Annotated in this window: 22 protein-coding genes and 1 riboswitch; of the genes, 11 read left to right on the top strand and 11 right to left on the bottom strand. The window is 48.1% G+C overall.

Annotated features, from left to right (window positions below; genetic code table 11):
* Nucleotides 1-158: 158 nt before the first annotated feature.
* Nucleotides 159-2,261 carry a bifunctional 2',3'-cyclic-nucleotide 2'-phosphodiesterase/3'-nucleotidase gene (locus MHI21_RS02410; RefSeq protein ID WP_342419357.1) on the bottom strand — a complete coding sequence of 701 codons (2,103 nt, stop codon included), beginning with the start codon at nt 2,259-2,261 and terminating at the stop codon, nt 159-161.
* Nucleotides 2,262-2,481: 220 nt separating this feature from the next.
* Nucleotides 2,482-2,916, bottom strand: a complete 435-nt coding sequence (locus tag MHI21_RS02405; protein WP_061831133.1) for a pyridoxamine 5'-phosphate oxidase family protein — start codon at nt 2,914-2,916, stop codon at nt 2,482-2,484.
* Nucleotides 2,917-3,186: 270 nt separating this feature from the next.
* Nucleotides 3,187-3,296, top strand: a riboswitch (TPP riboswitch).
* A gap of 191 nt (nt 3,297-3,487) precedes the next feature.
* Between MHI21_RS02405 and MHI21_RS02400 the strand changes: the two genes are divergently transcribed.
* Complete coding sequence (locus MHI21_RS02400; protein WP_342419356.1) at nt 3,488-4,531, top strand: ABC transporter substrate-binding protein; 1,044 nt, start codon at nt 3,488-3,490, stop codon at nt 4,529-4,531.
* A 7-nt stretch (nt 4,532-4,538) separates the two neighbouring features.
* On the opposite strand, the gene MHI21_RS02395 is transcribed toward MHI21_RS02400, so the two are convergent.
* Nucleotides 4,539-4,721 (bottom strand): hypothetical protein, encoded by a 183-nt coding sequence (locus MHI21_RS02395; RefSeq protein ID WP_342419355.1) that lies wholly within the window; start codon nt 4,719-4,721, stop codon nt 4,539-4,541.
* Nucleotides 4,722-5,032: 311 nt separating this feature from the next.
* Between MHI21_RS02395 and MHI21_RS02390 the strand changes: the two genes are divergently transcribed.
* Genes MHI21_RS02390 through MHI21_RS02375 form a run of 4 tightly spaced genes read left to right on the top strand, consistent with a single transcriptional unit; the run spans nt 5,033 to nt 7,959 of the window.
* Nucleotides 5,033-5,326, top strand: a complete 294-nt coding sequence (locus MHI21_RS02390) for an MTH1187 family thiamine-binding protein (RefSeq protein ID WP_016818835.1) — start codon at nt 5,033-5,035, stop codon at nt 5,324-5,326.
* A complete protein-coding gene (locus MHI21_RS02385) occupies nt 5,323-6,099 on the top strand; it encodes an ABC transporter permease (protein ID WP_341162448.1) in 777 nt (258 codons plus the stop codon). The genes MHI21_RS02390 and MHI21_RS02385 overlap by 4 nt, the downstream gene beginning before the upstream one ends.
* 44 nt (nt 6,100-6,143) lie before the next feature.
* On the top strand, nt 6,144-7,094 hold the full coding sequence (locus MHI21_RS02380) for an ABC transporter ATP-binding protein (protein WP_342419354.1): 951 nt from the start codon (nt 6,144-6,146) through the stop codon (nt 7,092-7,094).
* Nucleotides 7,087-7,959 carry a TatD family hydrolase gene (locus MHI21_RS02375; RefSeq protein ID WP_342419353.1) on the top strand — a complete coding sequence of 291 codons (873 nt, stop codon included), beginning with the start codon at nt 7,087-7,089 and terminating at the stop codon, nt 7,957-7,959. The genes MHI21_RS02380 and MHI21_RS02375 overlap by 8 nt, the downstream gene beginning before the upstream one ends.
* A 147-nt stretch (nt 7,960-8,106) precedes the next feature.
* On the opposite strand, the gene nfsA is transcribed toward MHI21_RS02375, so the two are convergent.
* The 5 genes from nfsA to MHI21_RS02350 all read right to left on the bottom strand — a co-directional run bounded on the left by nfsA (nt 8,107) and on the right by MHI21_RS02350 (nt 13,658).
* Entirely contained in the window at nt 8,107-8,850 is a 744-nt protein-coding gene (gene nfsA / locus MHI21_RS02370) for an oxygen-insensitive NADPH nitroreductase (protein ID WP_068941046.1), read from the bottom strand.
* A gap of 287 nt (nt 8,851-9,137) precedes the next feature.
* Nucleotides 9,138-11,594, bottom strand: coding sequence for a heavy metal translocating P-type ATPase (locus MHI21_RS02365; RefSeq protein WP_342419352.1), 2,457 nt, complete (start codon nt 11,592-11,594; stop codon nt 9,138-9,140).
* Nucleotides 11,595-11,706: 112 nt separating this feature from the next.
* A complete protein-coding gene (locus tag MHI21_RS02360; protein WP_254326865.1) occupies nt 11,707-11,907 on the bottom strand; it encodes a copper ion binding protein in 201 nt (66 codons plus the stop codon).
* 54 nt (nt 11,908-11,961) lie between these two features.
* On the bottom strand, nt 11,962-12,312 hold the full coding sequence (locus tag MHI21_RS02355) for a metal-sensitive transcriptional regulator (protein ID WP_103046733.1): 351 nt from the start codon (nt 12,310-12,312) through the stop codon (nt 11,962-11,964).
* A 116-nt stretch (nt 12,313-12,428) separates the two neighbouring features.
* The gene (locus tag MHI21_RS02350; protein ID WP_342419351.1) at nt 12,429-13,658 is read right to left on the bottom strand and encodes a multidrug effflux MFS transporter; all 1,230 of its coding nucleotides are present in this window, start codon (nt 13,656-13,658) and stop codon (nt 12,429-12,431) included.
* A 200-nt stretch (nt 13,659-13,858) separates the two neighbouring features.
* Here MHI21_RS02350 and MHI21_RS02345 point away from each other — a divergent pair, with 200 nt between their 5' ends.
* The 5 genes from MHI21_RS02345 (at nt 13,859) to MHI21_RS02325 (ending at nt 20,825) form a co-directional block, all read left to right on the top strand.
* Nucleotides 13,859-14,452, top strand: a complete 594-nt coding sequence (locus tag MHI21_RS02345; protein WP_342419350.1) for a DUF5317 domain-containing protein — start codon at nt 13,859-13,861, stop codon at nt 14,450-14,452.
* 282 nt (nt 14,453-14,734) lie between these two features.
* Entirely contained in the window at nt 14,735-16,585 is a 1,851-nt protein-coding gene (locus tag MHI21_RS02340) for a diguanylate cyclase (RefSeq protein ID WP_342419349.1), read from the top strand.
* 254 nt (nt 16,586-16,839) lie between these two features.
* Nucleotides 16,840-18,558, top strand: coding sequence for a copper resistance CopC/CopD family protein (locus MHI21_RS02335; RefSeq protein WP_342419348.1), 1,719 nt, complete (start codon nt 16,840-16,842; stop codon nt 18,556-18,558).
* A 31-nt stretch (nt 18,559-18,589) separates the two neighbouring features.
* Nucleotides 18,590-19,339, top strand: coding sequence for a YcnI family protein (locus MHI21_RS02330; protein WP_342419347.1), 750 nt, complete (start codon nt 18,590-18,592; stop codon nt 19,337-19,339).
* Nucleotides 19,340-19,577: 238 nt separating this feature from the next.
* The gene (locus MHI21_RS02325; protein WP_342419346.1) at nt 19,578-20,825 is read left to right on the top strand and encodes a stalk domain-containing protein; all 1,248 of its coding nucleotides are present in this window, start codon (nt 19,578-19,580) and stop codon (nt 20,823-20,825) included.
* A gap of 81 nt (nt 20,826-20,906) precedes the next feature.
* Here the strand turns inward: MHI21_RS02325 and MHI21_RS02320 are convergent, their stop codons facing one another.
* Entirely contained in the window at nt 20,907-21,290 is a 384-nt protein-coding gene (locus MHI21_RS02320) for a winged helix-turn-helix transcriptional regulator (RefSeq protein ID WP_023986690.1), read from the bottom strand.
* Nucleotides 21,291-21,479: 189 nt separating this feature from the next.
* Here MHI21_RS02320 and MHI21_RS02315 point away from each other — a divergent pair, with 189 nt between their 5' ends.
* Nucleotides 21,480-22,154 carry an NAD(P)H-dependent oxidoreductase gene (locus tag MHI21_RS02315; RefSeq protein WP_235307027.1) on the top strand — a complete coding sequence of 225 codons (675 nt, stop codon included), beginning with the start codon at nt 21,480-21,482 and terminating at the stop codon, nt 22,152-22,154.
* A 104-nt stretch (nt 22,155-22,258) separates the two neighbouring features.
* On the opposite strand, the gene MHI21_RS02310 is transcribed toward MHI21_RS02315, so the two are convergent.
* A complete protein-coding gene (locus MHI21_RS02310) occupies nt 22,259-22,639 on the bottom strand; it encodes a TIGR02328 family protein (RefSeq protein WP_342419345.1) in 381 nt (126 codons plus the stop codon).
* Nucleotides 22,640-22,672: 33 nt separating this feature from the next.
* Nucleotides 22,673-23,929: a DUF445 domain-containing protein gene (locus tag MHI21_RS02305; RefSeq protein ID WP_342419344.1), complete on the bottom strand. Its 1,257-nt coding sequence runs from the start codon at nt 23,927-23,929 to the stop codon at nt 22,673-22,675.
* Nucleotides 23,930-24,031: the final 102 nt, after the last annotated feature.

Raw genomic sequence — 24,031 nt, 5'->3', positions numbered from 1 at the left:
CTTAGGACTTAAGTATATATTCGACAAAAACAGAAAACTTTTTGCACTCATGATAAATTCGGGGGCTGTTGTTTTTGACATTAAAAAAAGCAGCAAATCTCTTGGTTAAAGAGACTTGCTGCTTCACTCTGATATTGATTAAAAACTAAAGTTCGAAGTTATTTGGACGCCTTTGGCTTCGTTGTTTTAGCTGGTTTAACAGTCGCGGGTTTGGTCGTTTTAACAGCAGGCTTTGCTGTTGCTTTCGCGGGAGCCACAGCTTCCTTTACAGGAGTCGTTGCTGCACTAGGCTTAGCGCCAGCTTTTAAGCTGTATTTGGCAAAGCCGTCTGCCGCGCTGCTCAAGAATGAAATTTGTTGATTTCCTGCCAGCACGTCTTTGGCATCAGGAGAGGACTCGAAAGTAACCTTTGCCTGACCAAAAGGAGCAATAGACCAATTGCCATCCGCCGATGGATTAATCGTTCCGTTCGTACGGATATAGTCAACAATGACCTGGCGACTTTCATCCGGTGCTGCCATCACAATTCGTTTGCCATCTGGGTTGGCCAGTTTGGATGAGGAAGCACGATAGTTATTGGTGGCCACGATAAATTTCTGTGCAGGATCTATCGCTTTTCCATTGTATTGCAGATCCTTGATACGATGAGCTGAAGAATCAATAATAGTTCCCTTGGCATCATATCGTGCAGGCTGAGTTACATCAATCTGGTAATTCACACCGTCAATGACATCAAAATTGTAGGTTGGGAAATCTTTGTTGATCAGCGATTGCTCCTCAGTTTGCTTTGGATCAATGCGGTTGAACTGACCCGCAGACCACTCCAGCCATTCCTGAATTTCAGCACCGGTCACTTCTACAGCATGAACCGTGTTCGGATACACATACAGGTCGGACACATTTTTAATCGCTACCGTACCTTCAGGAATGTTGGTGTAATACTCGGCTCCGTTTCGACCGCCGGCCTTGAATGGAGCGCCTGCCGACAATACGGGAAGTTTTTCGTATTCAGTTCCTTTAAGATGGTTTTGAACATACCATTTCTGTGCATTCGTCACAATTTGAATAGAGGGGTCGTCCTGCACTAATGCAAAATAGCTGGTAATCGGTGCAGTCGTTGTTCCAACAGGTTGACGAATATAATCCAGCGTTCCTTGATGCTCTTCTTTAATCGCATCAACCAGTTTAAAATCAGGAATAAACTGCGTAGCCTGATTGGTGGTACTCACAACCGGACGCACTTGAGACTGAGAGTTGGTTACGTTCCACTCACGGTTTTTCTTTTCCAGGCTCAGATCAATAATGCCCAGATCCTTGCCCCATGAAGAAGCTTCTACTGCTGGTACGCCATTAATGGTTCCTTTATCCAGATCTACCCCGCTCATATCTTTAAAATCTGGACCTGGGAAAGATTTGTGAGCATGCCCAAACAGAATCGCGTTAATTCCGTCCACCTTGCTCAAATATTTAACGGCATTCTCCATCATTGGCGTTTGCGGCACATCTTCATAGCCTGTATGTGCAAGCACGACAATAATGTCAGCCCCTTCTGTTTTCATTTGAGGAATAAACTTTTTGGCTGTTTCCACAATATCCTTTGTAACGACCTTATCCTTTAAATTGGCTTCATCCCACTGCATAATTTGAGGTGTGACCAAGCCGATGACACCCACTCTGAGTGTATGCTCTTCGCCCTTCTCATCCATTACTGTTTTATCAAGAATCTGATAAGGGGTAAAATAATTTTTAGTAGCTTGGCCCTCTTTATCAACATAAACGTTCGCATTTACATAAGGAAAATCAGCTCCCTTGAGCGACTTCTCCAGAAAGTCGAGACCGTAGTTGAATTCATGGTTGCCCACTGTAGCTGCATCATAGCCCATCAAATTCATCATCTTGTAGACCGGATGGACACCGCCTTCTTTCTCAAAGGTTTTGTTTCTGGCCATATAATCGCCTAATGGGTTGCCCTGCAGCAAATCACCGTTATCGAACAGCATACTGTTTCTTGTTTCACTACGTGCCTTCTGGATCAAACTGGCTGTACTAACCAAGCCATATTCGTTGGTTTCTTTGTCCGAATAGTAATCATAGTTCATCAGCGACGCATGAATATCCGTTGTTTCCATGATCCGCAAATTCACCGTAGCGCTATCGCGAGAATCGCTAGCTGCCCAGGATGGAGCGGCCGAAAACACCAGCATGCTACAAGCTACAACGGCTGCTGTAAACCCTTTAAACCAATTTTTACGAAATAACAAAATATACCCCTCCTCATTAAGGTGTATGCCTCATATACATACTTTTGCACATATATGTAAGCCTTGAACCCACCATTTCTATTTTAATCCAACGCCACGCAAAAGAGTAGTCATTTACTTAAATTATTTATGAAAAAATAATTAATTTTCTCAAAAATAAAAAACCAGCAAACCTCCTAAAAAACTCGGAGATTCACTGGTTTATCCATTTATATTCTCATTATTTATTCCACACTTGGCGCTCCGTTTGCTGACCCACATACTCAATGCGAGTCGGATTCACGTCCAGAATGACATAATCGGGATCATCCGGTCCGGAAAACCATTCCTTCAAGGAATCGTTCCACACTTGTTTGCGGAGCCCCTCATCAGCTGTAATCTGGACAGTAGCCTCCACTTCTACGACTTCCTTTGTACCGCCAACTTCATAACCCAGCAGCAGATAAGCATTCGGATTATCCTTTAGCTCATCCACTTTATGCGTTTTGCGATCTGTCGCCAGATGAATGTTCATTCCATCGTTAAAAAGGGCCATATAGCGTACTTTCGGTTTGCCACCCTCTACCGTACCTAACGAGCAAAATTTGTTGTTATCCAAAGCCTTCACAATGGCTTGTTCTAGTTGGCTGCGATCCAATGTTTCCGTTTTACCCACAGTACAACAACTCCTTTTCACGAATTAGAATTCTCTACGGCCATGCCATTGGGCACCAGCCCATCTGAACCTACCTGCGCAGCTGTTCTGAAAATAACATGACCCGATCAGATCGGATTGATGCATGCTCATTTTCAGATCAAAGCTCACAGTAAAAGTGTACCCTGTCGTTCGGCAAATGAACCGTCATCTCTTCCTCCATGCTGGACAGACCCGCATTCAAGGCATATAATCGTCGTAGTAAACCCGAATAAATGAACCCATTAAACCATACAATGCCAGGGGTGCTGGAATCGGCCGGCTGAGAGTGTGTCCCAAGACACTGACCCTTACAACCTGATCTGGGTAATGCCAGCGTAGGAATGCTTAAGCAAGATGTGCCTTTTTTACATAGGACCATCCCTTACTTTGGTATATACAAGCGCAAGCGTCCCGGAACCTCGGGGCGCTTTTTTGTTGAAGATTAAGTTGTTGGAAAGATCGCGTCCGACAGATGTTATTTTTATGAAAATGGGGAACCTAAGCTGTCTGATTGGACGGATAACGGGTAATTAAAGGAGAGAACACAACGATGAAGCGCATGAAAATGTTAAGCCTGGGACTGATCAGTCTGTGGCTCATGGCCCTGACCCTGACCGCTTGCGGTGGAAGTCCCTCCACATCCCAAGAAGCGGCTCCCGCTACCAACACTCAAACGTCTACTCCGGCAGAGGAGCTCAAAGATGTTAAAGTCGTGCTCGACTGGACACCCAATACGAATCATACGGGACTCTATGTTGCCAAGGACAAAGGATTTTACGAAAAAGCGGGTTTGAATGTTCAAATTATTCAACCTGGTTCAGGCGGAGCCGATCAAATGGTTGCCTCTAATGCTGCACCTTTTGGTATCAGCTACCAAGAAGGCATCACACAGGCTCGTACGCAAGGCGTGCCGCTTGTATCCATCGCTGCAGTGATTCAGCATAATACCTCAGGCTTCGCAGCCCCGGTAGATCGCGGAATTAAGAGCCCGAAAGATTTTGAAGGTAAAAAATACGGCGGTTGGGGCTCTCCCGTAGAAGAAGCGGTCATGAAATCCATCATGGATTCAGACAAAGGCGATGTGAGCAAAGTGAAGATCGTCAACATGGGCAATGCAGACTATTTTACAGCCGTGAAGCGGGATATCGACTTTGCCTGGATTTTCTACGCATGGACCGGAATTGAGGCCCAGCTTCGAGGTGAGCCATTGGATATGCTGTATGTAAAAGATTATTCCAAAAGCCTCGATTACTATACACCTGTAATTGTGAGCAACGAACAGACAATAAAAAATGATCCAGAACTGGTCAAAGCGTTCATGGACGCTACCGCACAAGGCTATGAATACACTATCGCCCATCCAGAAGAAGCCGCGCACATCTTAGGCAAAGCTGTACCGGAGCTGGATAAAAAACTGGTACTTGCCAGCCAAAAATGGCTAAGCCCGCGTTATCAAGACGATGCCGCGCAATGGGGTGTGCAAAAAGCGGAGGTATGGCAAAACTATTCGGACTGGATGTACGAACGCAAGCTGCTCAGCAAGCCTTTGGAAGTGGATAAAGCCTTCACAAACGACTTCTTGCCCAAGCGCTGATCATTTGTTAAAACGCAAAATAAGACCGAACTAAAGAAGTGAACGAAGCGCCACTACGCAGTCGGATGGTGCCTCCCATCGCTGTTGTACCCAGATTTCTTTTATGAATATCCAGAAGTTGAAATCTGGGTACAAAGGCGAATGTTAACGCTTGTACAGCACCATTCCGCCCACTTCGTTCTCGTTCCACTTGGTTTATTCTTTAGTCTCATAGTGTCTAAGCGCAAAAGCAGGTACGCTTATGTGAGAAAAATACAAAATACCGTACAACCTGGCTTTAAAAATAAGGTGCTTTTAAGGCAGTTGGCAGCGTAGCGGTTCATTTGAATCTGGAGAAGCGAAGCGTTCGCCTTTGCCGTTGGATTTTTACCTTTAAAATTTAATTCAAAGAATCCCAAGGCAACAGCGATCGTAAGATCAAATGAAACGCGAAGCGGTCTCCCCCGCCTTAAACCAATTTATTTTCCTATAACTTAAACAATAAAGGACAGGTGAATTTTCATGGCTAACACACTGCTCAGTATTCAAGTAATCCCTAAAACTCCTAATAACGAGGACTCTTACCCGTATGTAGATAAGGCGATTGAGGTCATTCAGCGCTCCGGCGTCAAACATCAGGTGAATCCATTGGATACGACCATGGAGGGCGAGCTCGACGAGTTGCTGAAAGTGGTTAAAGAAATGCACGAGGCTTTGACGGAAGCGGGCAGTCCCAGCGTCATTTCACAGATCAAAATCGCACATAACCCACAAGGCATCAGCATGAACAAGCTGACCGAGAAATATCGCCCATGAATCCGAAAGGCAAGAACGCATCCTGGTGGAAAAGCGTATGGCCGCCCCTTGTGGCGGTCCTCTTCTTTTTAACGGCCTGGCAGGGGGCGGTTTCCTATTTACATATTGAATCCTGGCTACTGCCAGCTCCATCTCTAATCGTACAAGAGGGCATGGGGCAATCGGCGTTGCTTGGAGCCCATACATGGGCTACGATTCGTCTGACACTTGCGGGATTCGCAATAGGGACAGCAACGGGACTGTTGATCGCCATCGTTCTTCATACCATTCCTTTTCTCAAATCTGCTCTATACCCGCTCTTGATCCTTAGCCAAAACATTCCGATCATCGCTCTGGGTCCGCTGCTCATGGTGTGGTTTGGTTTTGGCGTGCTGCCCAAGCTCATGGTCATTACCTTAGTATGCTTTTTTCCCGTGGCTGTAGCGGCCATGGACGGGCTGACTCGAACAGACCGTACGATGATGAACTATATGCGGATGTCGGGTGCAAGCCGCATGTCTATTTTTATGAAGCTGGAGCTGCCACATTCCCTGCCGCAAGTCTTTTCTGGCGTTAAAATTGCTGCTACCTACAGTGTGATGGGCGCGATCATTGCCGAATGGATCGGAGCTAGTGAAGGAATTGGGTATTATATGCTGCTGCAAAAATCGGCCTATCGCACGGACCTCATTTTTGCTGCCATCGGCATTATTGTCGCACTCAGCTTACTCATGTTTGTGGTTATTTTACTACTGGAGAAATGGTTGGTTCGCTGGAAACCCGATCGAGAGTAGCTTCCTCCTTGAATTAAATACAGCAAAGAAAGGACGTGGCGCGTATGAGTCTGCATCCAATTGACTTATCATCACACAACGTGGCTAATGAACAACGAGCCGGGGAACAACAGAGTCCTTCAACTGCTCCTCCTGCTTTGGAATTGGACGGGATCAGCCTTGCCTTCCGCGAAAAGCGAAGCTTACTGCCCGTTCTGCAGGATGTATCCCTCACAGTCAATCCAGGAGAATTCGTTTCCCTCATCGGTCCGTCAGGCAGCGGCAAAAGCACGCTATTTCACATCATCGGCGGGCTACTCAAACCACAGCAGGGACGTATCCGTATGCACGGACGGGACATGACTGGTGAACGTGGGCATATCAGCTATATGCCGCAGCAGCCCGCCCTTTTCCCGTGGCGCACCACGCTGGACAACGTACTGCTTGGGCAGGAAAATGCTCCACGTAAAACTACAGCAGTCCCCCCTCAGTACACCAGTGAACACGAGCGTCGCAAAGAAGCCTTGCAATGGCTCGAACAGGTTGGACTTGGTAAATTCGCCAAGGCGTATCCACATACGCTGTCTGGTGGAATGCAACAGCGCGCAGCCTTTCTACGAGCACTACTCAGCCCGCAGGAATTAATGCTGCTGGATGAGCCGTTCAGCGCACTCGATGCGCTGACACGTGCAGACATGCAGCAATGGTTATTACGCATGTGGGAGAAGAACCGCCGTTCTGTGCTGTTTATTACCCACAGCATTGAAGAAGCGCTGCTGCTCTCCGACCGCATCTATGTGCTGTCGGCGCGACCTGCTTCGGTGGTGCATGTCGTAGATGTCCCTTTTCCCCGCCCGCGTAGGGAAGAAATCACCCTCGATCCGCTCTTTATTGAATGGAAGCGGACCATGACCAGCTGGATGCGCGAGGAAAAGTACAAACTGGACGCCAACATGGAAAATGCTCAGAGCGTCCACAAGAATATCCCGGAAGATGGATTGAATCGACATGAGTGACGTAAAAGTTCGATGTGCATTGAAATGGAACAGCCAAACAAAGCCAGGCTTGGATTTGACCGCAATTGAGCCCGCTCCATTAATCGACGCGCACATTCATGTAGACAGCTACCCGCCTGAACAACAGGAGTTATTGCTCACTTCACTTGCCGATAGCAGCGTCCAAGCCGTGATAGCCGTGTCGATGCATCTGGGCTCCAGCCGAGCCAATCTACGGTTAGCCAAGCGTTACCCCGAGCTGGTACGACCAGCCTTTGGCTTTCATCCCGAACAGGCTCTTCCCCCGCAAGCTGAGCTTGACCTCTTATTCTACTGGATGGACGAACATATACAGCAGATGGTCGCCGTGGGTGAAGTCGGCTTGCCCTATTACAATCGGCTGGAAGCCTCACAGAGCGGTTCACCTTTTGACCTCGCTCCCTACATAGCGCTGCTGGAGCGTTTTATCCAGTTTGCAAGCAAGCATAACAAGCCCATTGTCCTGCACGCCGTTTATGAGGACGCAGACATCGCCTGTGACCTTCTGGAACGTCACAGCGTCACGCAGGCACATTTTCACTGGTTTAAAGGCTCTGCCGCCACAACCGAACGTATGGCCCGGAACGGCTATTATGTCTCCTTCACACCGGATCTCCTGTACGAAGAAGAGATCCGCAGTTTGGCAAGACAGTATCCGTCTGATCAGATCATGGCAGAGACAGACGGTCCCTGGCCGTTCGAGGGGCCTTTTACCGGACAAGAGACACATCCACGGATGGCTGCCGACGTCATTCGCGCGTATAGCAAGCTGACCCATCAAGATGAATCTGCCGTCCGTCAATTATTTTATGAAAATACGAGACGTTTTTACTCACTATCTGATTGATAAAGGATACCAGCTATTTACTCACTGGAAGGTTTACAACCACAACATGCAACCAAAGCAAAGAACCTCCTTATTTACGCGGAACTTCATCATGCGTAAATAAGGAGGTTCTTATATTTTACAGAGTTTTTTGTCAGTACTCAGCTTTTATTGCTTCAAGAAACCCTTCTGTTCCAAAAATGGCTTTAACTGCAAACGTGCTGGCTCGGTCAGTCTCGCGGCCATTTGCTCAGACCATGGCGTAGAGCGTTGACCGCCCGTACGCTCCTTCAAATATTCGGCTGATGTGTGGTCGTATACCTCTACAGCTTTCATCGTCTGATTTTTGTCGTAGCCGTTCATATGCAAAACACCGGACAGCGGAAGACGTGGGCGCAAGCCCGTTTCCTGATCTGGTACACCAATACACATACCGAACACTGGATACACCAGCTCTGGCAACCCTAGCAACTCAGATACCTCTGCTATTTTAGTACGAATGCCGCCAATGTAGACGATGCCCAGGCCCAGTGATTCAGCGGCTACCGCTGCATTTTGTGCAGCTAACGCGGCATCAATGGTCGCAACCGTATAATTTTCGACGGACCCTTCATAGGAAGGCTGACCTGGCTGATGGTGGAGTGTGACCTGCTTCAAACGGTACAGATCTGCGCACCATACCAGAAACGCGGGGCATTGCTCAACGTAAGCCTGCCCTCCTGCCAACTCGGCCAGTTTTGTTTTTAAAGAAGGCTCGGTAACGGCAATAACGGTATATGCCTGCACATTGCTGGACGAGGATGCCATTTGGCCAGCTGCCACAATAGCTGCGAGCTGCTCGTCGGTAACGGCGTCTGACTTGAACTTTCGCACAGACCGGTGATTCATCAACAAGGAAATCGTATCATTCATGACTGCTTCACTCTCCTAATCCATAATATAAGCTCTTTATCTACTTCAAGCTGTGAGTATACGAAGAAGTTCTTGCATGCTTGCATGGCACTCCTACAAATATTATGGAACTTTCGTGAATGATAAGCAACCTGACGTGACGAAGGTTAACAGTATGGTTTAAAAAAACAAACGCAACAAAAAGCAAGCACGCAGAAAACCAATTGTGCGTACTTGCTCTATACTCTGATAATAACTTTATCTCGAAACAGCAGTCCGACAGCACGCTATCCTGCTAATACATCCATTTACAGCTTCACCCGTTGCAGACGCAGTGCATTCAGCACGACCGAAACAGAGCTAAATGCCATGGCCGCTCCCGCCAACCATGGAGCAAGAAAGCCCAAAGCGGCAATCGGAATACCGATCACGTTATAACCGAGCGCCCAAAACAGATTTTGTCGTATGTTTGTCATAGTCCGGCGGCTCATTTCGATCGCGTCAGGAATGCTGTTCAGGTTGCCGCGCATGAGGGTAATATCCGCCGCCTCCATGGCCACATCCGTTCCCGTGCCCATCGCCATCCCAATATTAGCAGTAGCCAGCGCAGGCGCATCGTTAATACCATCCCCAACCATAGCTACGATCATGCCTTGTTCCTGAAGCCGTTTCACTTCCTCAGCCTTTCCTTCAGGTAGCACCTCCGCCAGCACTCGTTCAATTCCGGCCTCGGCGGCAACAGCCCGCGCAGTCCGTTCATTGTCACCCGTAATCATGATGACTTCAATGTTCATCGCCCGCAGACGGGCAACGGCCTCCCGTGACGTTTCTTTAATCGTGTCCGCTACAGCCACCAGTCCGGCATAGGAACCGTCCACAGCGACCAGCATCGCGGTTTTCCCTGCGTTTTCCAGCTCATTCATATACTGCTTGGCTGAGTCATCTATTGCGATGCCTTCCCTGCTCATCAATCGGCGTGTACCCGCCAATACCTGCTTACCTTCCACATGCGCCTTCACACCATAACCCGGAATATTTTCAAAATCTGTCGGTCCTACCAGCTCAATTCCTCGATCTGCAATCCCCTTTACAATGGCTTCCGCCAGCGGATGCTCCGAGCTTTTTTCTGCTGCACCGAGCAACCGCAGCAAATCGTTTTCAGCCAAGCCGCTTGCACCAACCATAACATCTGTCAGCTCTGGCTTGCCGTTCGTAACTGTTCCTGTCTTATCCAATACCACTGCGTTGACTGAACGGGTCATTTCCAAATGCTCGCCGCCCTTGAACAAAATACCGTATTCAGCGGCACGTCCCGATCCTGCCATAATGGACGTTGGAGTAGCCAAGCCGAGCGCACAAGGACAAGCTATGACGAGAACTGCAATCATTTTCTCCAGTGAGCCTGCAAAATCAGTCGGCGTCACAAGGAAAAACCAGACGATAAAGGCTAACACAGCAATAGCAACAACAATGGGGACAAAAATACCGGAAATCTGATCCGCAATCCGCTGAATCGGGGCCTTAGAGTTTTGTGCATCTTCCACGACCTTAATAATACGGGACAACGCCGTATCACCACCCACACGCTCCGCCTGAATACGTAGTACCCCGTTTTTATTAAGCGTCGCCCCTGTAACTGCGGAACCTGCTTCTTTTTCAACCGGAAGACTCTCACCACTTAACATGGATTCGTCCACTGCGGAACGTCCGTCCACGACCACACCATCGACAGGAATTTTCTCGCCGGGTCGTACAATAAAGATATCCTTCACACGTACCTGTTCGATCGGTATATCAAGCTCTTGTCCATCACGTACTACACGTGCCGTCGTCGCCTGTAGACTCATCAGGCTCTTGATCGCCTCGGACGAACGCCCTTTGGCTACCGCCTCGAACCATTTACCCACTAAAATAAGCGTAATTAGTACTGCACTTGTCTCGTAATACAGCTCTGGCATGGTCATGACAGGCATTCCCGCCATCCCCTCCATGACATCAGACGGACGCAGCGTAAGGTACAAGCTGTAAAAATAAGCCGCAGACGTACCCAGTGCAACTAACACATCCATATTCGAACTCCCGTTGCGAAGCGCTTTGTACGCGCCCATATAAAACTGCCAACCAATGACGAACTGAATCGGCGTTGTCAGCACTAGTTGGAACCATGGATTCAAGAACAGTTCCGGCACATAAATCCATGACGTAAAGGAAAAATGAGCCACCATCGCCCACAACAACGGAAACGACAGCACTGCGGACACAATCCACTTCCATTTTTTACGATGGATATCCTTACTGCGCACATCCGCGATATTGTCCTCAGCGCTCTGCGGGATCGCTCCGTAGCCTAGCTGTTCAATCTTGCTCACCAGATCACCAACCGCAATACTCCCCGCGGCATATTCCACATGAGCTGTTTCCATCGCCAAGTTTACCGTGGCACCTGTTACACCAGGCATCCGATTCAATCCCTTTTCAATCCGGGTTGCACAGGCCGCACAAGTCATGCCCGTCACATTCAGATTGGCTTCTTCACTTACAGTTCCAAACCCAAGAGAAGCAATTTTATCGCGAAACTCAGGGATCTCCACCTGCTTGGGATCATAGGATATCGACGCCTGCTCCAAAGCCAAATTCACATTAGCCTGTGCCACACCATCTATTCGATTTAAACCTTTCTCAATACGGCTTGCACAGGCAGCGCAGGACATCCCCGTAATGTGAAGCGTTGTCTGCTTGTCACCGTCGGTCGCACGGTTTTCCATGGTAACCCTCCTCTTATACCCCAGTGGGGTATATCATATCCAAAAAGAAAAAGCTTCTAATATGGAAGCTTCTCCTTCGAAACAAGTCTTTCACACATAAAATATCTTCAGCTTAAACAACATCATAGCCTTGGTCTTCAATGGCTGTTTTCAGAGCTTCAACGTTCAGCTTGGACTCGTCATATTCTACATTCACTTGTTTCGTTTCGAGGCTGACCTTGCCGATAGCGCCAACTTTCTCCAAAGCCCCTTCTACTGCCTTCACGCAATGATTGCAGCTCATGCCTTCTACGTTCAATGTAACTTGTGCCATTTCTTTTCCTCCTCAGGGATACTTCCGTACCCATAATGTGTATGAATACTACTCTTAACGAATTAGCTTTTTGACCGTAACCAGCAGCTCGTCAATCACTTCCTGCTCTCCTGCCTGCATGCGCTCAATGACACAGCTTTTCATATGCCCTTCCAGCAGCAGCTTACCGACACCATTCAGCGCGGACTGGACAGCCGCAATCTGGTTCAGTACATCGTCACAGTAGGTATCCTTCTCAATCAAGCCCTTAATTCCGCGAACCTGACCTTCAATACGGTTCAACCGGGATACGAGGCTGTTCTTGAACTCTGCCGAATGATGACTTTTTCTAACTGTCTTTTCCCCGTCTGTTCCACAGTGATTCTCATGGATTTCAGTGTGGGAAACAGGTTGCTCCTCAGCCATACATCAGCCTCCTGTGTGGTGTATATATGCATTTATGCATTTGTTATATCCCTATCATAATATACCCCCACGGGGTATGTCAACCTTCCAGAAAAATGTCACTTTTTCGCCCTATTTTATACTTTTGAGCGTGTTTCCTTAGCAAGTACGACAAAGCTTAATAGCGCGCCAATCTCGGCTATAGCTATAACGACCGCCATTGGTACGGGGGTTGTTCCACTCCCCAAGCCTACTAGCGGTGAAGCGATGGAACCCAGCAATAGAGGCAACAAACCAAGCATGGCGGACGCACTGCCTGCGGAGCGCTGCTGACTCTGCATTGCCAATGAAGTCGTCGTTGTACTTACAATCCCTACGCAGGAAACGACAAAAAACAGAGGAACTAAAACAGCAAACAATTGACCTCCGGTAAAGGCTACAGTAAGCAAGCTGATTCCGGCTACAGCCGCAATTACCAGACCCGACAAGAGTAACTGTCGTTCGCTGAAGCGACCCACGAGTCTACCCGTCAACTGCGAAAACAGCACAATCCCCAAACCATTCACTGCAAAAATGATGCTATACGTCTGAGGGGAAACCCCGAAAATATCCTGAAGCACGAATGGTGAGCCAGCGATATACGCGAACATCGCTCCTGTAATCAGCGCCTGTGAGAGGGCATAGCCCATAAAGCGTCGATCGGCAAACAGATGACCGAGTGTTCCCAGCGTCTGCTTCAAGCCACCGGACGAGCGGCGGTTAGTTGGCAACGTTTCTGGCAAACCCAACACGACGGCAATCAGCATAGCCACGCCGACTACACAAAGCACCATGAATACACCACGCCAGGAAACAAAGTTCAATATGACACCGCCCAGTACTGGTGCAGCAATAGGGGCCACGCCGTTCACCAGCATGAGCAGTGAGAAAAAGCGTGTCAACTCTTTGCCCGAGTAAAGATCACGGGCTACAGCTCTGGAAATCACGATCCCGGCCGATCCCGTAAGCCCTTGAATAAAGCGAAGCGCAATGAGCATACCGATATTCGGCGCAAACACGCATAACAGCGAAGCAGCAGCGTACAGAATGAGCGAGATCACCAACGGTCCTCTGCGACCCCTTACGTCGCTAAGCGGACCAGCAACGATCTGGCCAACGGCCAGTCCTAACAGACAGGCGGTCAAACTAAGCTGCGCCAGCGAAGTGGTCGTATGCAAATTGTCGGCTAATGTAGGCAGCGACGGCAAATACATATCTATGGACAACGGCCCGAAAGCACTCAATGCACCCAGGACAAAGGCGATCCATAATATTCGCGATTTGGTCATATCTGCGGCAACCATAACAGTATTGGATAACCGGTTCATAATAATAATCATCCTTTTCACAAAATATAAATAATTACTTCAATACATCATGATATCACTCATTTCGTGTGGCTTCGAATAATTACACGCTAATCCGCAATTTTTTTTCAAAACTGCTATATATCAGGCAGGAATTTACCAATTTCAGGTCGAATTATACGGTAACCAAAACAAAAATTTGTGGAATCTGGAGAATGATAATGGTCTATGATGGAGTGCTACTGGGTCTCATTGTAGGTCTGTTCAGAGGAGGCTGGCGGCAAGGTCTGATCCGTTTCAGTCAAATTCGCCTTATAGCCGGCTGGATGTTCCCTGTGCTGCTGCTGGTACAATTCATTATTTTTTATGCCCAGGAAAAGTGGGCTTGGCTGGCAGCCATTAACGGGTATCTATTTATGGGAGTCTACGTGGTTGGATTGATATTTCTCTGGTTGAACAGACATCATAAGGGATTCAAGCTTATTATAATCGGCGTATTGATGAATTTTATCGTTATGGCGATGAATGGCGGCAGGATGCCGGTCTCGTTGAGCGCTTCGGAGGTGCTGGGTCCCTATTATACAGATATGCTTAAATCCGGAAGTATCATCTCGAAACATTACATGATGGATGCGAGCACGCGTCTATCATTGCTTGGTGACATTATTCCTCTCTCCAAGCCCTATCCCCGCACGCAGGTAATTAGTATTGGAGATGTTGTCATGAACTTCGGGATGTTCCTGTTTATCCAAAGCATTATGGTCGTGAAGAGAACTAAGGATAAGCAGCAAGAAACCAATCCCCACCACGCCTAGTGCGCACCTTATTCCAAGGAAGGGAGGGAACCCTATGAAAAACTTGAAATACTCCCGTGTGATTATCAATGCTATTATCGTGGCTTCTGTCATAATTGCTTTGACTTCCGGTTACAAAATCGGAGGCTAGTCACCGATAAGAAAAAAAGGAAGCACAGGCTCAACAAAACAGGCTGGATTCCGGCCTGTTTTTTCATGTGAAATTTTCGATTACAAAATTGTAAATTATCCCATTCACCCCTGGTAGCTTTGACATCAAGATACGACAAGGCAGGAGAAGAAATGATGAGTATAATAAAAAAGCTGCAAGAACGGGTTACCGCGACGGGAATATACGTGTTTTGCATATGTATGGTAGGCATGATCGTCCTCTTGTATACGAACCAATGGTCCTTTTTGCACTATACGACAACAGAGTGGGTCACGATCTATTCCCTATTGGGAGCCGTTCTGATTCTGGAGCATTTTACATTCCAGCTACCACCTGCCAGTAACAAACAGTCCATGGATTCCTCCGTGTATCTGGCTTGTATTTTTGTGCATGGCACCGAAATTGCTATTCTGATTTTGTTGTTAAATGTAATCATTGCCATGTTCCGGCACACAGAGCTGTCCTGGTGGAAGCATACCGCCAATTTTTCCATTTACGCCCTTTCCATTTTCCTGTCTTCAACAGTATTTGAACTAAGCGGCGGAACGCAGGGGGCTTTAAACCAAGATCATTTCGCTTCCTACCTGCTGGCGTTGATTTGCTACTTTGCTGTGAACACCATCACACTGGGCATCTACTTTTATATCGCATACAAAGGGTCCTTCAATGAGCTTAAACAGGCTTTTTTGGCTGAATCCCTGCTCGTATACTTATGTACACTCATTCTGTCTTTGGTATTGACTACACTGATTTATAACAACGGCATTCTAGGACTTTTGCTGTTCCTTGGGCTAAGCATGCTCCTGTCTCACGCATTCAAGCAAATGTTCACGCTGTATCGGGAAATCGAAGAAAAAGCGAACATGGATCGCAGAACAGGGCTATACAATCACAGCTACTTCGAAAATACACTTGAAGCTGAATTAAATATATCCAGATCCGAAAATACTCCTCTCAGTCTGGCTCTGATTGATATAGATGATTTCAAAAAATACAATGATCATTTCGGTCATCTCAAAGGCGATCAGCTACTGGGATTTCTCGGTGAGTTTCTTAAAAAAGAAACCTCCGGCACCCACATCACCGTATCCCGCTATGGTGGAGAAGAATTCACTCTGCTGATGCCCGGTCATACCGCTGAACAAGCATATGAAACAGTCAATGCTATTCGAAAAGGATTAAATGATTCTCGTTATGAGGGTGTTGAAATTTTTCCACACGGCTGTCTGTCCTTCTCCGCAGGCATTGCACAAAGTCGCATTGACATCTACGACAAATCACAGCTGGTCGATCTGGCGGATAAAGCCCTGTACTACGCCAAGAAACAGGGAAAAAACATCGTTCATACGCATGGAAGTTTAAATGAAGTGGAGCGCGAGGTCGATCTGGGGCAGGATATTCGGGATCTTGAACAGCAGCTTAATTTGTTCTTGTACAAGGATATTAACACTTTCAAGCATTCCAAACGGGTATTCAGATATGCAGCAGACATGAGCGATGTGCTTCAGCTCGGACCAGAGGATAAGCGGCGTTTCATACTAGGTGCCCTCATTCATGACATTGGTAAACTGGAGATTCCCTGGAATATCCTCAATAAAAAAGAGAAGCTGTCCGGTGAGGAATGGCAGATGGTGCAAGCGCATGTCATGTGGGGCAAACGAATTGTCGAAGCCAACGAACGATTCATAGATTTGGTTCCTTTTGTGGAGCTGCATCATGAACGTTATGACGGAGGAGGCTATCCGTTTGGCTTTAAGGGCGAGCAAATTCCACGTCTATGTCGGATGCTGACGATCATCGACTCTTTTGATGCGATGACAACTGAGCGCCCCTATCAACCCACCAAAACGTTCGAGGAGGCCATTGAAGAACTACGTGCTTGCTCGGGTAGCCAATTCGATCCCAAACTAACGGCTACTTTTATCCATTATATTCAACATAAGCAACCTGCTTTCACGGATTTCATGGAAACAGGGCTCTAATTCCTTCATTGGCTCTTCCTCTTTGCCCCTAGCGTGGTTGAAATCGTCCTGAATTCAACCACGCTAGGGGTTTTCATATGATTGGCATTTTGTATAGTGCTTATTATTTCAAATTTCATATAAATGTCATAATTCGCTCCATCTATTCACGCTATATGCACTATGATTAAGATAGGAATGGGTTTGTCCGTATAAAATGTTACAAATGGGGATATCCTCGCTTCAAGTAATCGAGAGAAGGTGACTTCACAGGCATGTTGTACCTGTCCAGACCAGCCCGTGTGGCTTGTCTTTTATTGCTGTGTCTCCCCCTTCTAATCCTGTTTCCTCACTCTTCGTGGGCTCATGCATTTGTCATTGAATCCAGTCCGACCGAAAATCAGGTTTTGGACAAGTCGCCTTCTCAGGTGACCATCACCTTCAATGAAGATTTGCAATCTGCTTTCATGTCGATCAAAGTGACCGACGAAACAGGCAAGCGGGTCGACACAGGAAAAGCACAGCTCAACCCGAATCATAAAGCCACCATGGAAATCCAATTGATTCCAGGGATGAAAAATGGAATTTACTCCGTCAATTGGAGAGCTTTATCCGCAGACGGACATCCGGTTAATGGAGTCATTCCATTTCAAGTAGGTAGCGGTTTCAATGCGCCTACTCATCAAGCTATGGCATCTGAAAGCTCAGGGACATCACGAATCGACTTAATTGCTGTCCGTTGGTTTCTTTACATAGGACTATCGCTGCTTTTTGGAGCGATTTGTTTCCGGCTGTTCATCTTACCGAGCATAAGCCAAGACAAGAATCGAAGTGAACAGCATCAGCAAAATCAGCGGCCCTTTGACACATTGCCCCGCTGGACTAAGCTGCTATGGAGCGGCTACGGCATAACGTCTGCCGCCATTCTGATCAGCCTGCCACTTCAGGCTTCATGGGATGCCGGGGTTTCCATCAGGGAGGGCTTCTCACTCCCGATTCTGGGAGAAGCTCTCCAGTTTACTGGAGCCGGGCAAATTTGGTTTATCCAGATGATTCTCGTGCTGCTCCTAAGCGTAACGCTGATTTACGCGCTGGATTACAGCATTTCGGATCGTCAGCGCCGTCTTTGGGGCTACAGCTCAGCTCTCCTAACGCTATGCCTCATGCTGTCCAAAGCCTTTGTCGGTCATCCGGCAGCGGCTACCCATCCAGCTCCGGCCATTGCGGCGGACTTTGTCCATCTCGCGGCAGCAGCTTTTTGGATCGGCTCACTTGCCGTCATGGTCGTGTGCCTGCCTGTTGCCGGAGCGGAGTTGCCCGTATCCGAGCGGGCAAGTCTGCGGCAAGCCGCCCTGCGCCGCTTTGCCGGCTGGGGCATTGCTATGGTGGCAGCGCTACTTGCCACCGGTATATATGGAGCCGTGCTGTACATTCCGGCTCCCTCCATGCTGCTGAACACGTCCTATGGACTCGTTCTGCTCGGCAAGGCAGCGCTGCTGCTAGTCATGCTGGCCTTTGCGGCCAGCCAGTTCCGCAGCGCAAGGCAAGCGGCGCCCAGCAAGCAAGCCGCCCGGGGATTGCGTGCCGAGGTGTCCGTCGGCCTGCTCGTGATGCTGTTGACTGCGGTGCTCACTCACCTGTCACCCGGCCAGGCACCTGCTGTACCGTTTGAGGAGACTCGCACTACGGGCGGATACAACGTTACGCTGGCAGTCAGCCCCAATGCTGTGGGCAGCAATGAATTCAAGGTATCCGTTCAGGATAGCAAAGGTGCTGCCGTTTCGGGAATCCAGCAGGTCACATTAACGCTCACTCCAGCAGACCCTGACCAAGATCAACAGGAATTTGTTCTACCCGTGAAGCAGCAACAACCATTCCGCAGTCAGGAATTGATGACCTCCGAAGGAACATGGGCGGTAAAAGTACATGCTCTGACGGCATCACTCGATGCGGTTGATGCTGAATTCACCCTGCATGTAGGCGGTAAAAAATAATTATTTTATGTTTAAAAGGAGCGAATTGAATATGAATACAACGATTCAAACAGCAAAATCCAGATTTTCCAGGTTTGCGACCTCTGTGAGTCTAATTGCAGCTGGTGCCTTACTTTTTGCAGGTATGGCCAGTGCACACGTGACAGTCAAGCCTTCTGTTTCACAACCTAATGCGTGGGAAACGTACACATTGAAAGTACCCGTGGAAAAAAACATTCCAACCACCAAAATCGCCTTGAAAATTCCGAAAGAGGTCGTTTTCAAACAATACGAGCCTGTACCGGATTGGAAAGTAGCCACCGAAAAAGACAGCACTGGCAAAGTAACCACCGTGACCTGGACGACTGAAAAAGACGGCATTCAAGCGGGTCAGTATCAGCGTTTCAGCTTTGTAGCGCAAAATGCAGACCAAAATACCACAGCACCCTGGGACGCCTTCCAATATTACAGTGACGGAAGTATCGTGGAATGGACAGGTGACGAAGGAAGTAAAAATCCACATTCCATTACTGAAATCACGGCGGATGCCACGTCCGCAACTCCTGCCCCTGCCGCAGACAGCGGACACGATTCAGCGGGCACGGCAGCAGGCCATACGAGCACAGATGCGGCTAAAGATAGCAGCAGCCCCGCACCTGCTTCGAACAATGCTGTAGAAGCTACACCTGCCGCTTCTGCTTCAGCCAGCTCTGCTGCACAAACGACAGCACTGGTCCTATCGATCATTGCAGTCGTTCTTGGTGCCGCAGCTATCGGCATTGCACTCAAGCGCCGCAAGTAATATGGGTTACGAATAAGGTTAAGATCGTTTTAAAAAGAAAAAGCTGACACCTAGTTAAAGGGGTCAGCTTTTTTTAGTATGAAAGAAAACGATTAATATTCAGCTTAAATACATACTTAGATTCATCTCATCCTATTATTTCACATTCACCTTTCTATCATTTTTTTGGTAAAATGGTAGAACCCTCACGATTCTAACATGATAGCATTGCAATCTATTGAGCATAGGAGATCATAGGATGAAAATCGTAAATAAGGCTCTGTTATCTAGTGCTATTTTTCTGAGTACCACAGTCGGTATCTATAGCCCCTTGGCACAAGCCGAGGCTGGCAAGATCAGCATTATGCTGGACGGATATCCATTACCGTTCCCCGTACAACCTGCCATGATGAACGGCACGACCATGGTTCCCTTTCGCGCTATTTCTGAGGCGCTTGGCATTACAGTGAAATGGGATCAAGCCAGCCAAAGCATCGCCGCTACCAAAGCGCAAGGCTCTGCTACCAAGCAGGTGGTTCTAAAGATGGGTAGCCGCAATGCCACAGTGGACGGACAAACGGTTCAACTAACAGCCGCTCCGCAAACCGTGCACGGTAGCACCATGATTCCGCTGGGCTTTTTCGGGCAGCAGTTTGGAGCCACGGTGAACTGGAACCAGGGAACACGGACGGTCTCCATTACATCGCCTCGTGAAGCTATGTATACAGTAGGCTTCTATGCGCTGTCTTCCTTTGACCAAAAATCCAAAATACCGGATTTTAACGCAGTTGCCTTCGGCTGGAGTCGAATTGATACGAACGGACAATTTACGACAAACGGCAAGGAATACAAATGGCCTCAAGCCGCTGGAACCGTAACACCAGAGTCCATTGTGCAGGAGGCAGACAGCCAGGGGACTTCCCCTTACCTGATGGTCTATTCTGGAGATGGCAATCACGAGCTGACCAAGATTTTGGAAAATGCGCAGCTTCAAGAACAGACCATTTCCCAAATCGTCAGCACCGCCACCGACAAACAATTTAAAGGCATTACGCTAGACCTGGAAGGATTGGGCTGGAGCGGCGATAAAGCTAAAGCGCGTTCAGACTACAACGCCTTTATTAAAAAGCTATCGGCCAAAGCGCATCAGGCTGGACTCAAGCTCACCGTCGTTCTGCATCCGCTGAACAGCTCTTACTCTGGCTATGACTACAAAACGCTGGGCAATCTGGCGGACGATCTGATCATCATGGCCTATGATTACGGACAAAAGGCTACGCCTGAGCCTTTGGATAAAGTGGATGAAGCCATACAACTGGCCTTGAAGGAAACCTCGCGGGACAAGCTCATTTTGGGGATTTCGATGGGTAGCGAAAAAGACAGCACCGTTAACGCCAAGATCGGTTTAGCCAAACGTTATGACCTCAAAGGAATCGCTATCTGGCGCTTGGGTATCATTGGAGAAACAGCCTGGGCACAGATGAACGAAGCCATCGAGTTTAAATAAGTGTATCTGACCTTATTCCGCCCGCTAATGATTTCTTATGCGTCTTCTATGAAATCATTTGGCGGGCTTTCTTCATTCCCTTTAACAAAAGTGCTTGCCTGATTTGGAAGTTGTCGTCACAGGCTCGCAACCCTGTTCTCCATAGAAGATCCCCCAGTCTCTCATAAAATCCAGCAATGGCCTTAACGTATCTCCTAACGGGGTAAGCGAGTATTCCACACGCGGTGGGTTCTCATTATAAATTTCACGGTGCACAATGCCATCTCTCTCCAATTCGCGCAACTGCAAGGTTAGCATCCGCTGTGTAATATTAGGCAAGGTCCGTCGAATTTCGTTATAGCGCCGCGGTCCTGTGGTCAAATGATACAAGATGACTCCCTTCCATTTGCCACCTATAACCCCGACGGTTTTCGCTACCGGACATCCAAAATTAACGCTAACTGCATGTTCCATCTCCTGTGCCATGTATACCCCTTCTTTCTGTAGAATGTGTAAACCAATAGCCCCAGACGTATGACAAGGAACAAATATGTGCGTACTTGTTCCCTGCAAAAACTTTCTATATGATAACTATATATTCGATATCAGCTCTCATTATAGTAGCAGAAAACCCATAGAGTACCAACTAAACCCATACCCAAAGGAGTACATTTTATGTCTAATACATCAGCTAAAAAGCAGGAAATTCTGGACGCCTTTCTGTTCAGGCACGCCACGAAAGAATTCGATCCCAATCGCATCATACCGGAAGAGGATTTTCAGTTCATTCTCGAAACCGGACGACTTTCTCCAAGCTCCGTCGGTTTTGAACCATGGCAGTTTGTAGTTGTACAAAATCAGGCATTGAGAGAAAAGCTGGCTGCAGTTTCCAGCGGCGGTCAAAAGCAGATTCCTGCGGCTAGCCACGTCGTCCTGATTTTGGCGCGCAAGGATGTTCGTTATGATTCTCCTTACGTGGAGTATATGTATAAAGAGGTTAAAGGTATGTCTGAGGAGGACTTTGCCTCACTGCCAGGCCGCTATAAGATTTTCCAGGGTGAAAGTCAACGTCTGCTGGAAAACGAACGTACGTTATTTGACTGGGCTTCCAAGCAAACCTACATTGCCTTAGGCAATATGATGACAGCAGCGGCTCAGATCGGTATTGATTCCTGTCCAATTGAGGGCTTTAACTACGATCAGGTGCATGCCATTTTGGAGGAAGAAGGACTTCTGGAGAACGGGCTGCTCGATATTTCAGTCATTGCTGCCTTTGGTTATCGCGCTCATGAACCCAAGCGGGAAAAATCCAGACAACCACTGGAAAAGGTCACCCGCTGGATTCTGTAATCTAATATCTCGAGTCTCTCCCCCAAACACTGAACACTGAAGCATCAAAAAAGACGGGCTGCGGCACTTCATCTGAATGATGAACATACCGCAGCCCGTCTTTTTTAGGTCACATCAATCTCTATTAAAATACCCTTGGAAGCCAGGTTGCCCAGGCACTCCTTCATATACTCATCGTCATGCTCCACATATGCACCCGCACCTGCCAGTTCCTCACCCAGCTCCGCCTCCCAAGGCTCACACTGCTTACCGCGATACAACGGCTGTTCCCACAGGGGATCAACATTGTACCCTCTGCTTTTCATTTCGTCCATAATGAGCCTATGATAGCGCACCAGCAGCATTGGGTGATAATCGAACACATAATTCACGGTGGCGTGTGGCTTGCCCCACCCGTTCCCGCGCAGGGCACAGCACTCACGATGTTGCCCCAGCAGTTGCGGACGGGGTAACTTGTCGATTAAATGTTCATGCCAAAGCCTCATGCTTCCACAACCCTATCTGTAGCTTTTTCTGGTCTATTGGATTAGCATACGGATACCTGTCAGCACAATGCCGATCAGGAAGCCTGTAACTGCGCCGTTAATACGTATCCACTGCAAATCCTGTCCCAGTTTGTCCTCCATCAGTGCAATCAGGGATTTGTTATCCATTTTGTCTACATTTTCGCGTACCAAGTTACCAATTCGACTATGGTTGGCTTCCACCAGTCCAGTAATACCTTCCACAATTCGCACATTGATCTTGTCCAGCAGCTCGGTATTCCCTCTTAAATCAGTCAGCATCCGATTCAATAGCGGTAAAATATAGGTCTGCACATAGCTTCCGTCTTCCATGTAGTCCAATAAGCGTATACGCAGTTCTTCCATTTTGCCCAGCACTGACGCATCGCCTTCCCAGGCTTCAACAAGGCTATCCTTCCAGCCGTTCAACCCTTCCTGAACCGTATCTTTCGTCGCCAATCGGGTCACCTGTGTCCTCAGACCATCCAGCACAGCCTGACGGCGCGGGTGCTCTTCCCTTTGCAATTCTGCTACCTGATCCAGCAGGAAATGACGAATCATTTCACCCATACGTTCTTCGTTCAGATAGCCGAGGAATGCGTTCAAAGCAAACTGCATCAGCCCGCTCACCTGCAAACCACTGACAGCCTGCATCCCTAAGGTGCCCAGCGTATAACCCGTTTCGGGTCGCAAAAGCCAGGACTCGGCTTGCTTCAGCGTGTAATCCAGTGCGCGGCGATCATAGCTCTTCGCGCTGGTCTGACGAGCAAGCGACTCCAGCAGCGGTCCGGCGTCAAAGTCAGCCACCTGCCGCTTGAGCTCTGCCACGATGACCGGAGCCAATTCCGCGAGCGGGAGCGACTGGACGAGCCGCTTGGCAAGAACATCTATGGATGCCGCCGCCTCCGGCGTGCGCAATCCTTTTTCCACACCGCCCAGCACCAAATCGGCCAAACGGATATCTGCAATTTTAGACGCAATGCTGTCTTTGTTTAGCAGGTTATTTTCCACCGTACTTACCAATGCATTTGTGAGCTTGTCCCTATTTTTAGGAAGCAGGGCGGTATGTGGTATCGGAATGCCTAGCGGATGACGGAACAAAGCAGTGACAGCGAACCAGTCTGCCAGTCCCCCTACAAGTCCTGCCTCAAAAGCTCCGGCTAACAAACGAGCCCAACCATATTGCTGGAAGGGCAATGTGGCTGCAAAGCCTGCCCCTAGAATAACAAGCGACCAAGCCGCTGCGGTTTTCGTGTTTTTTGGTTTTCCCATCCTGTAATCCTCCAAACTGACTGTCGAGTAAGTAAAGCACTATACCTGTATTACCCATCATATCATTGCCCGTGTCATTTCCAAAGTTGAAAGCACTTTTGA

Source organism: Paenibacillus sp. FSL H8-0168 (assembly GCF_038592955.1).
Lineage (GTDB): Bacteria > Bacillota > Bacilli > Paenibacillales > Paenibacillaceae > Paenibacillus > Paenibacillus polymyxa_B.
Note: the sequence above shows the minus strand (reverse complement) of the source record. Positions and strands in the feature narration are given on the sequence as shown.

Coding starts and splice junctions, on each gene's coding strand:
- MHI21_RS02400 (WP_342419356.1), top strand. CDS start 3,488: ATGAAGCGCATGAAAATGTTAAGCCTGGGACTGATCAGTCTGTGGCTC.
- MHI21_RS02390 (WP_016818835.1), top strand. CDS start 5,033: ATGGCTAACACACTGCTCAGTATTCAAGTAATCCCTAAAACTCCTAAT.
- MHI21_RS02385 (WP_341162448.1), top strand. CDS start 5,323: ATGAATCCGAAAGGCAAGAACGCATCCTGGTGGAAAAGCGTATGGCCG.
- MHI21_RS02380 (WP_342419354.1), top strand. CDS start 6,144: ATGAGTCTGCATCCAATTGACTTATCATCACACAACGTGGCTAATGAA.
- MHI21_RS02375 (WP_342419353.1), top strand. CDS start 7,087: ATGAGTGACGTAAAAGTTCGATGTGCATTGAAATGGAACAGCCAAACA.
- nfsA (WP_068941046.1), bottom strand. CDS start 8,850: ATGAATGATACGATTTCCTTGTTGATGAATCACCGGTCTGTGCGAAAG.
- MHI21_RS02365 (WP_342419352.1), bottom strand. CDS start 11,594: ATGGAAAACCGTGCGACCGACGGTGACAAGCAGACAACGCTTCACATT.
- MHI21_RS02360 (WP_254326865.1), bottom strand. CDS start 11,907: ATGGCACAAGTTACATTGAACGTAGAAGGCATGAGCTGCAATCATTGC.
- MHI21_RS02355 (WP_103046733.1), bottom strand. CDS start 12,312: ATGGCTGAGGAGCAACCTGTTTCCCACACTGAAATCCATGAGAATCAC.
- MHI21_RS02350 (WP_342419351.1), bottom strand. CDS start 13,658: ATGAACCGGTTATCCAATACTGTTATGGTTGCCGCAGATATGACCAAA.
- MHI21_RS02345 (WP_342419350.1), top strand. CDS start 13,859: ATGGTCTATGATGGAGTGCTACTGGGTCTCATTGTAGGTCTGTTCAGA.
- MHI21_RS02340 (WP_342419349.1), top strand. CDS start 14,735: ATGATGAGTATAATAAAAAAGCTGCAAGAACGGGTTACCGCGACGGGA.
- MHI21_RS02335 (WP_342419348.1), top strand. CDS start 16,840: ATGTTGTACCTGTCCAGACCAGCCCGTGTGGCTTGTCTTTTATTGCTG.
- MHI21_RS02330 (WP_342419347.1), top strand. CDS start 18,590: ATGAATACAACGATTCAAACAGCAAAATCCAGATTTTCCAGGTTTGCG.
- MHI21_RS02325 (WP_342419346.1), top strand. CDS start 19,578: ATGAAAATCGTAAATAAGGCTCTGTTATCTAGTGCTATTTTTCTGAGT.
- MHI21_RS02320 (WP_023986690.1), bottom strand. CDS start 21,290: ATGGCACAGGAGATGGAACATGCAGTTAGCGTTAATTTTGGATGTCCG.
- MHI21_RS02315 (WP_235307027.1), top strand. CDS start 21,480: ATGTCTAATACATCAGCTAAAAAGCAGGAAATTCTGGACGCCTTTCTG.
- MHI21_RS02310 (WP_342419345.1), bottom strand. CDS start 22,639: ATGAGGCTTTGGCATGAACATTTAATCGACAAGTTACCCCGTCCGCAA.
- MHI21_RS02305 (WP_342419344.1), bottom strand. CDS start 23,929: ATGGGAAAACCAAAAAACACGAAAACCGCAGCGGCTTGGTCGCTTGTT.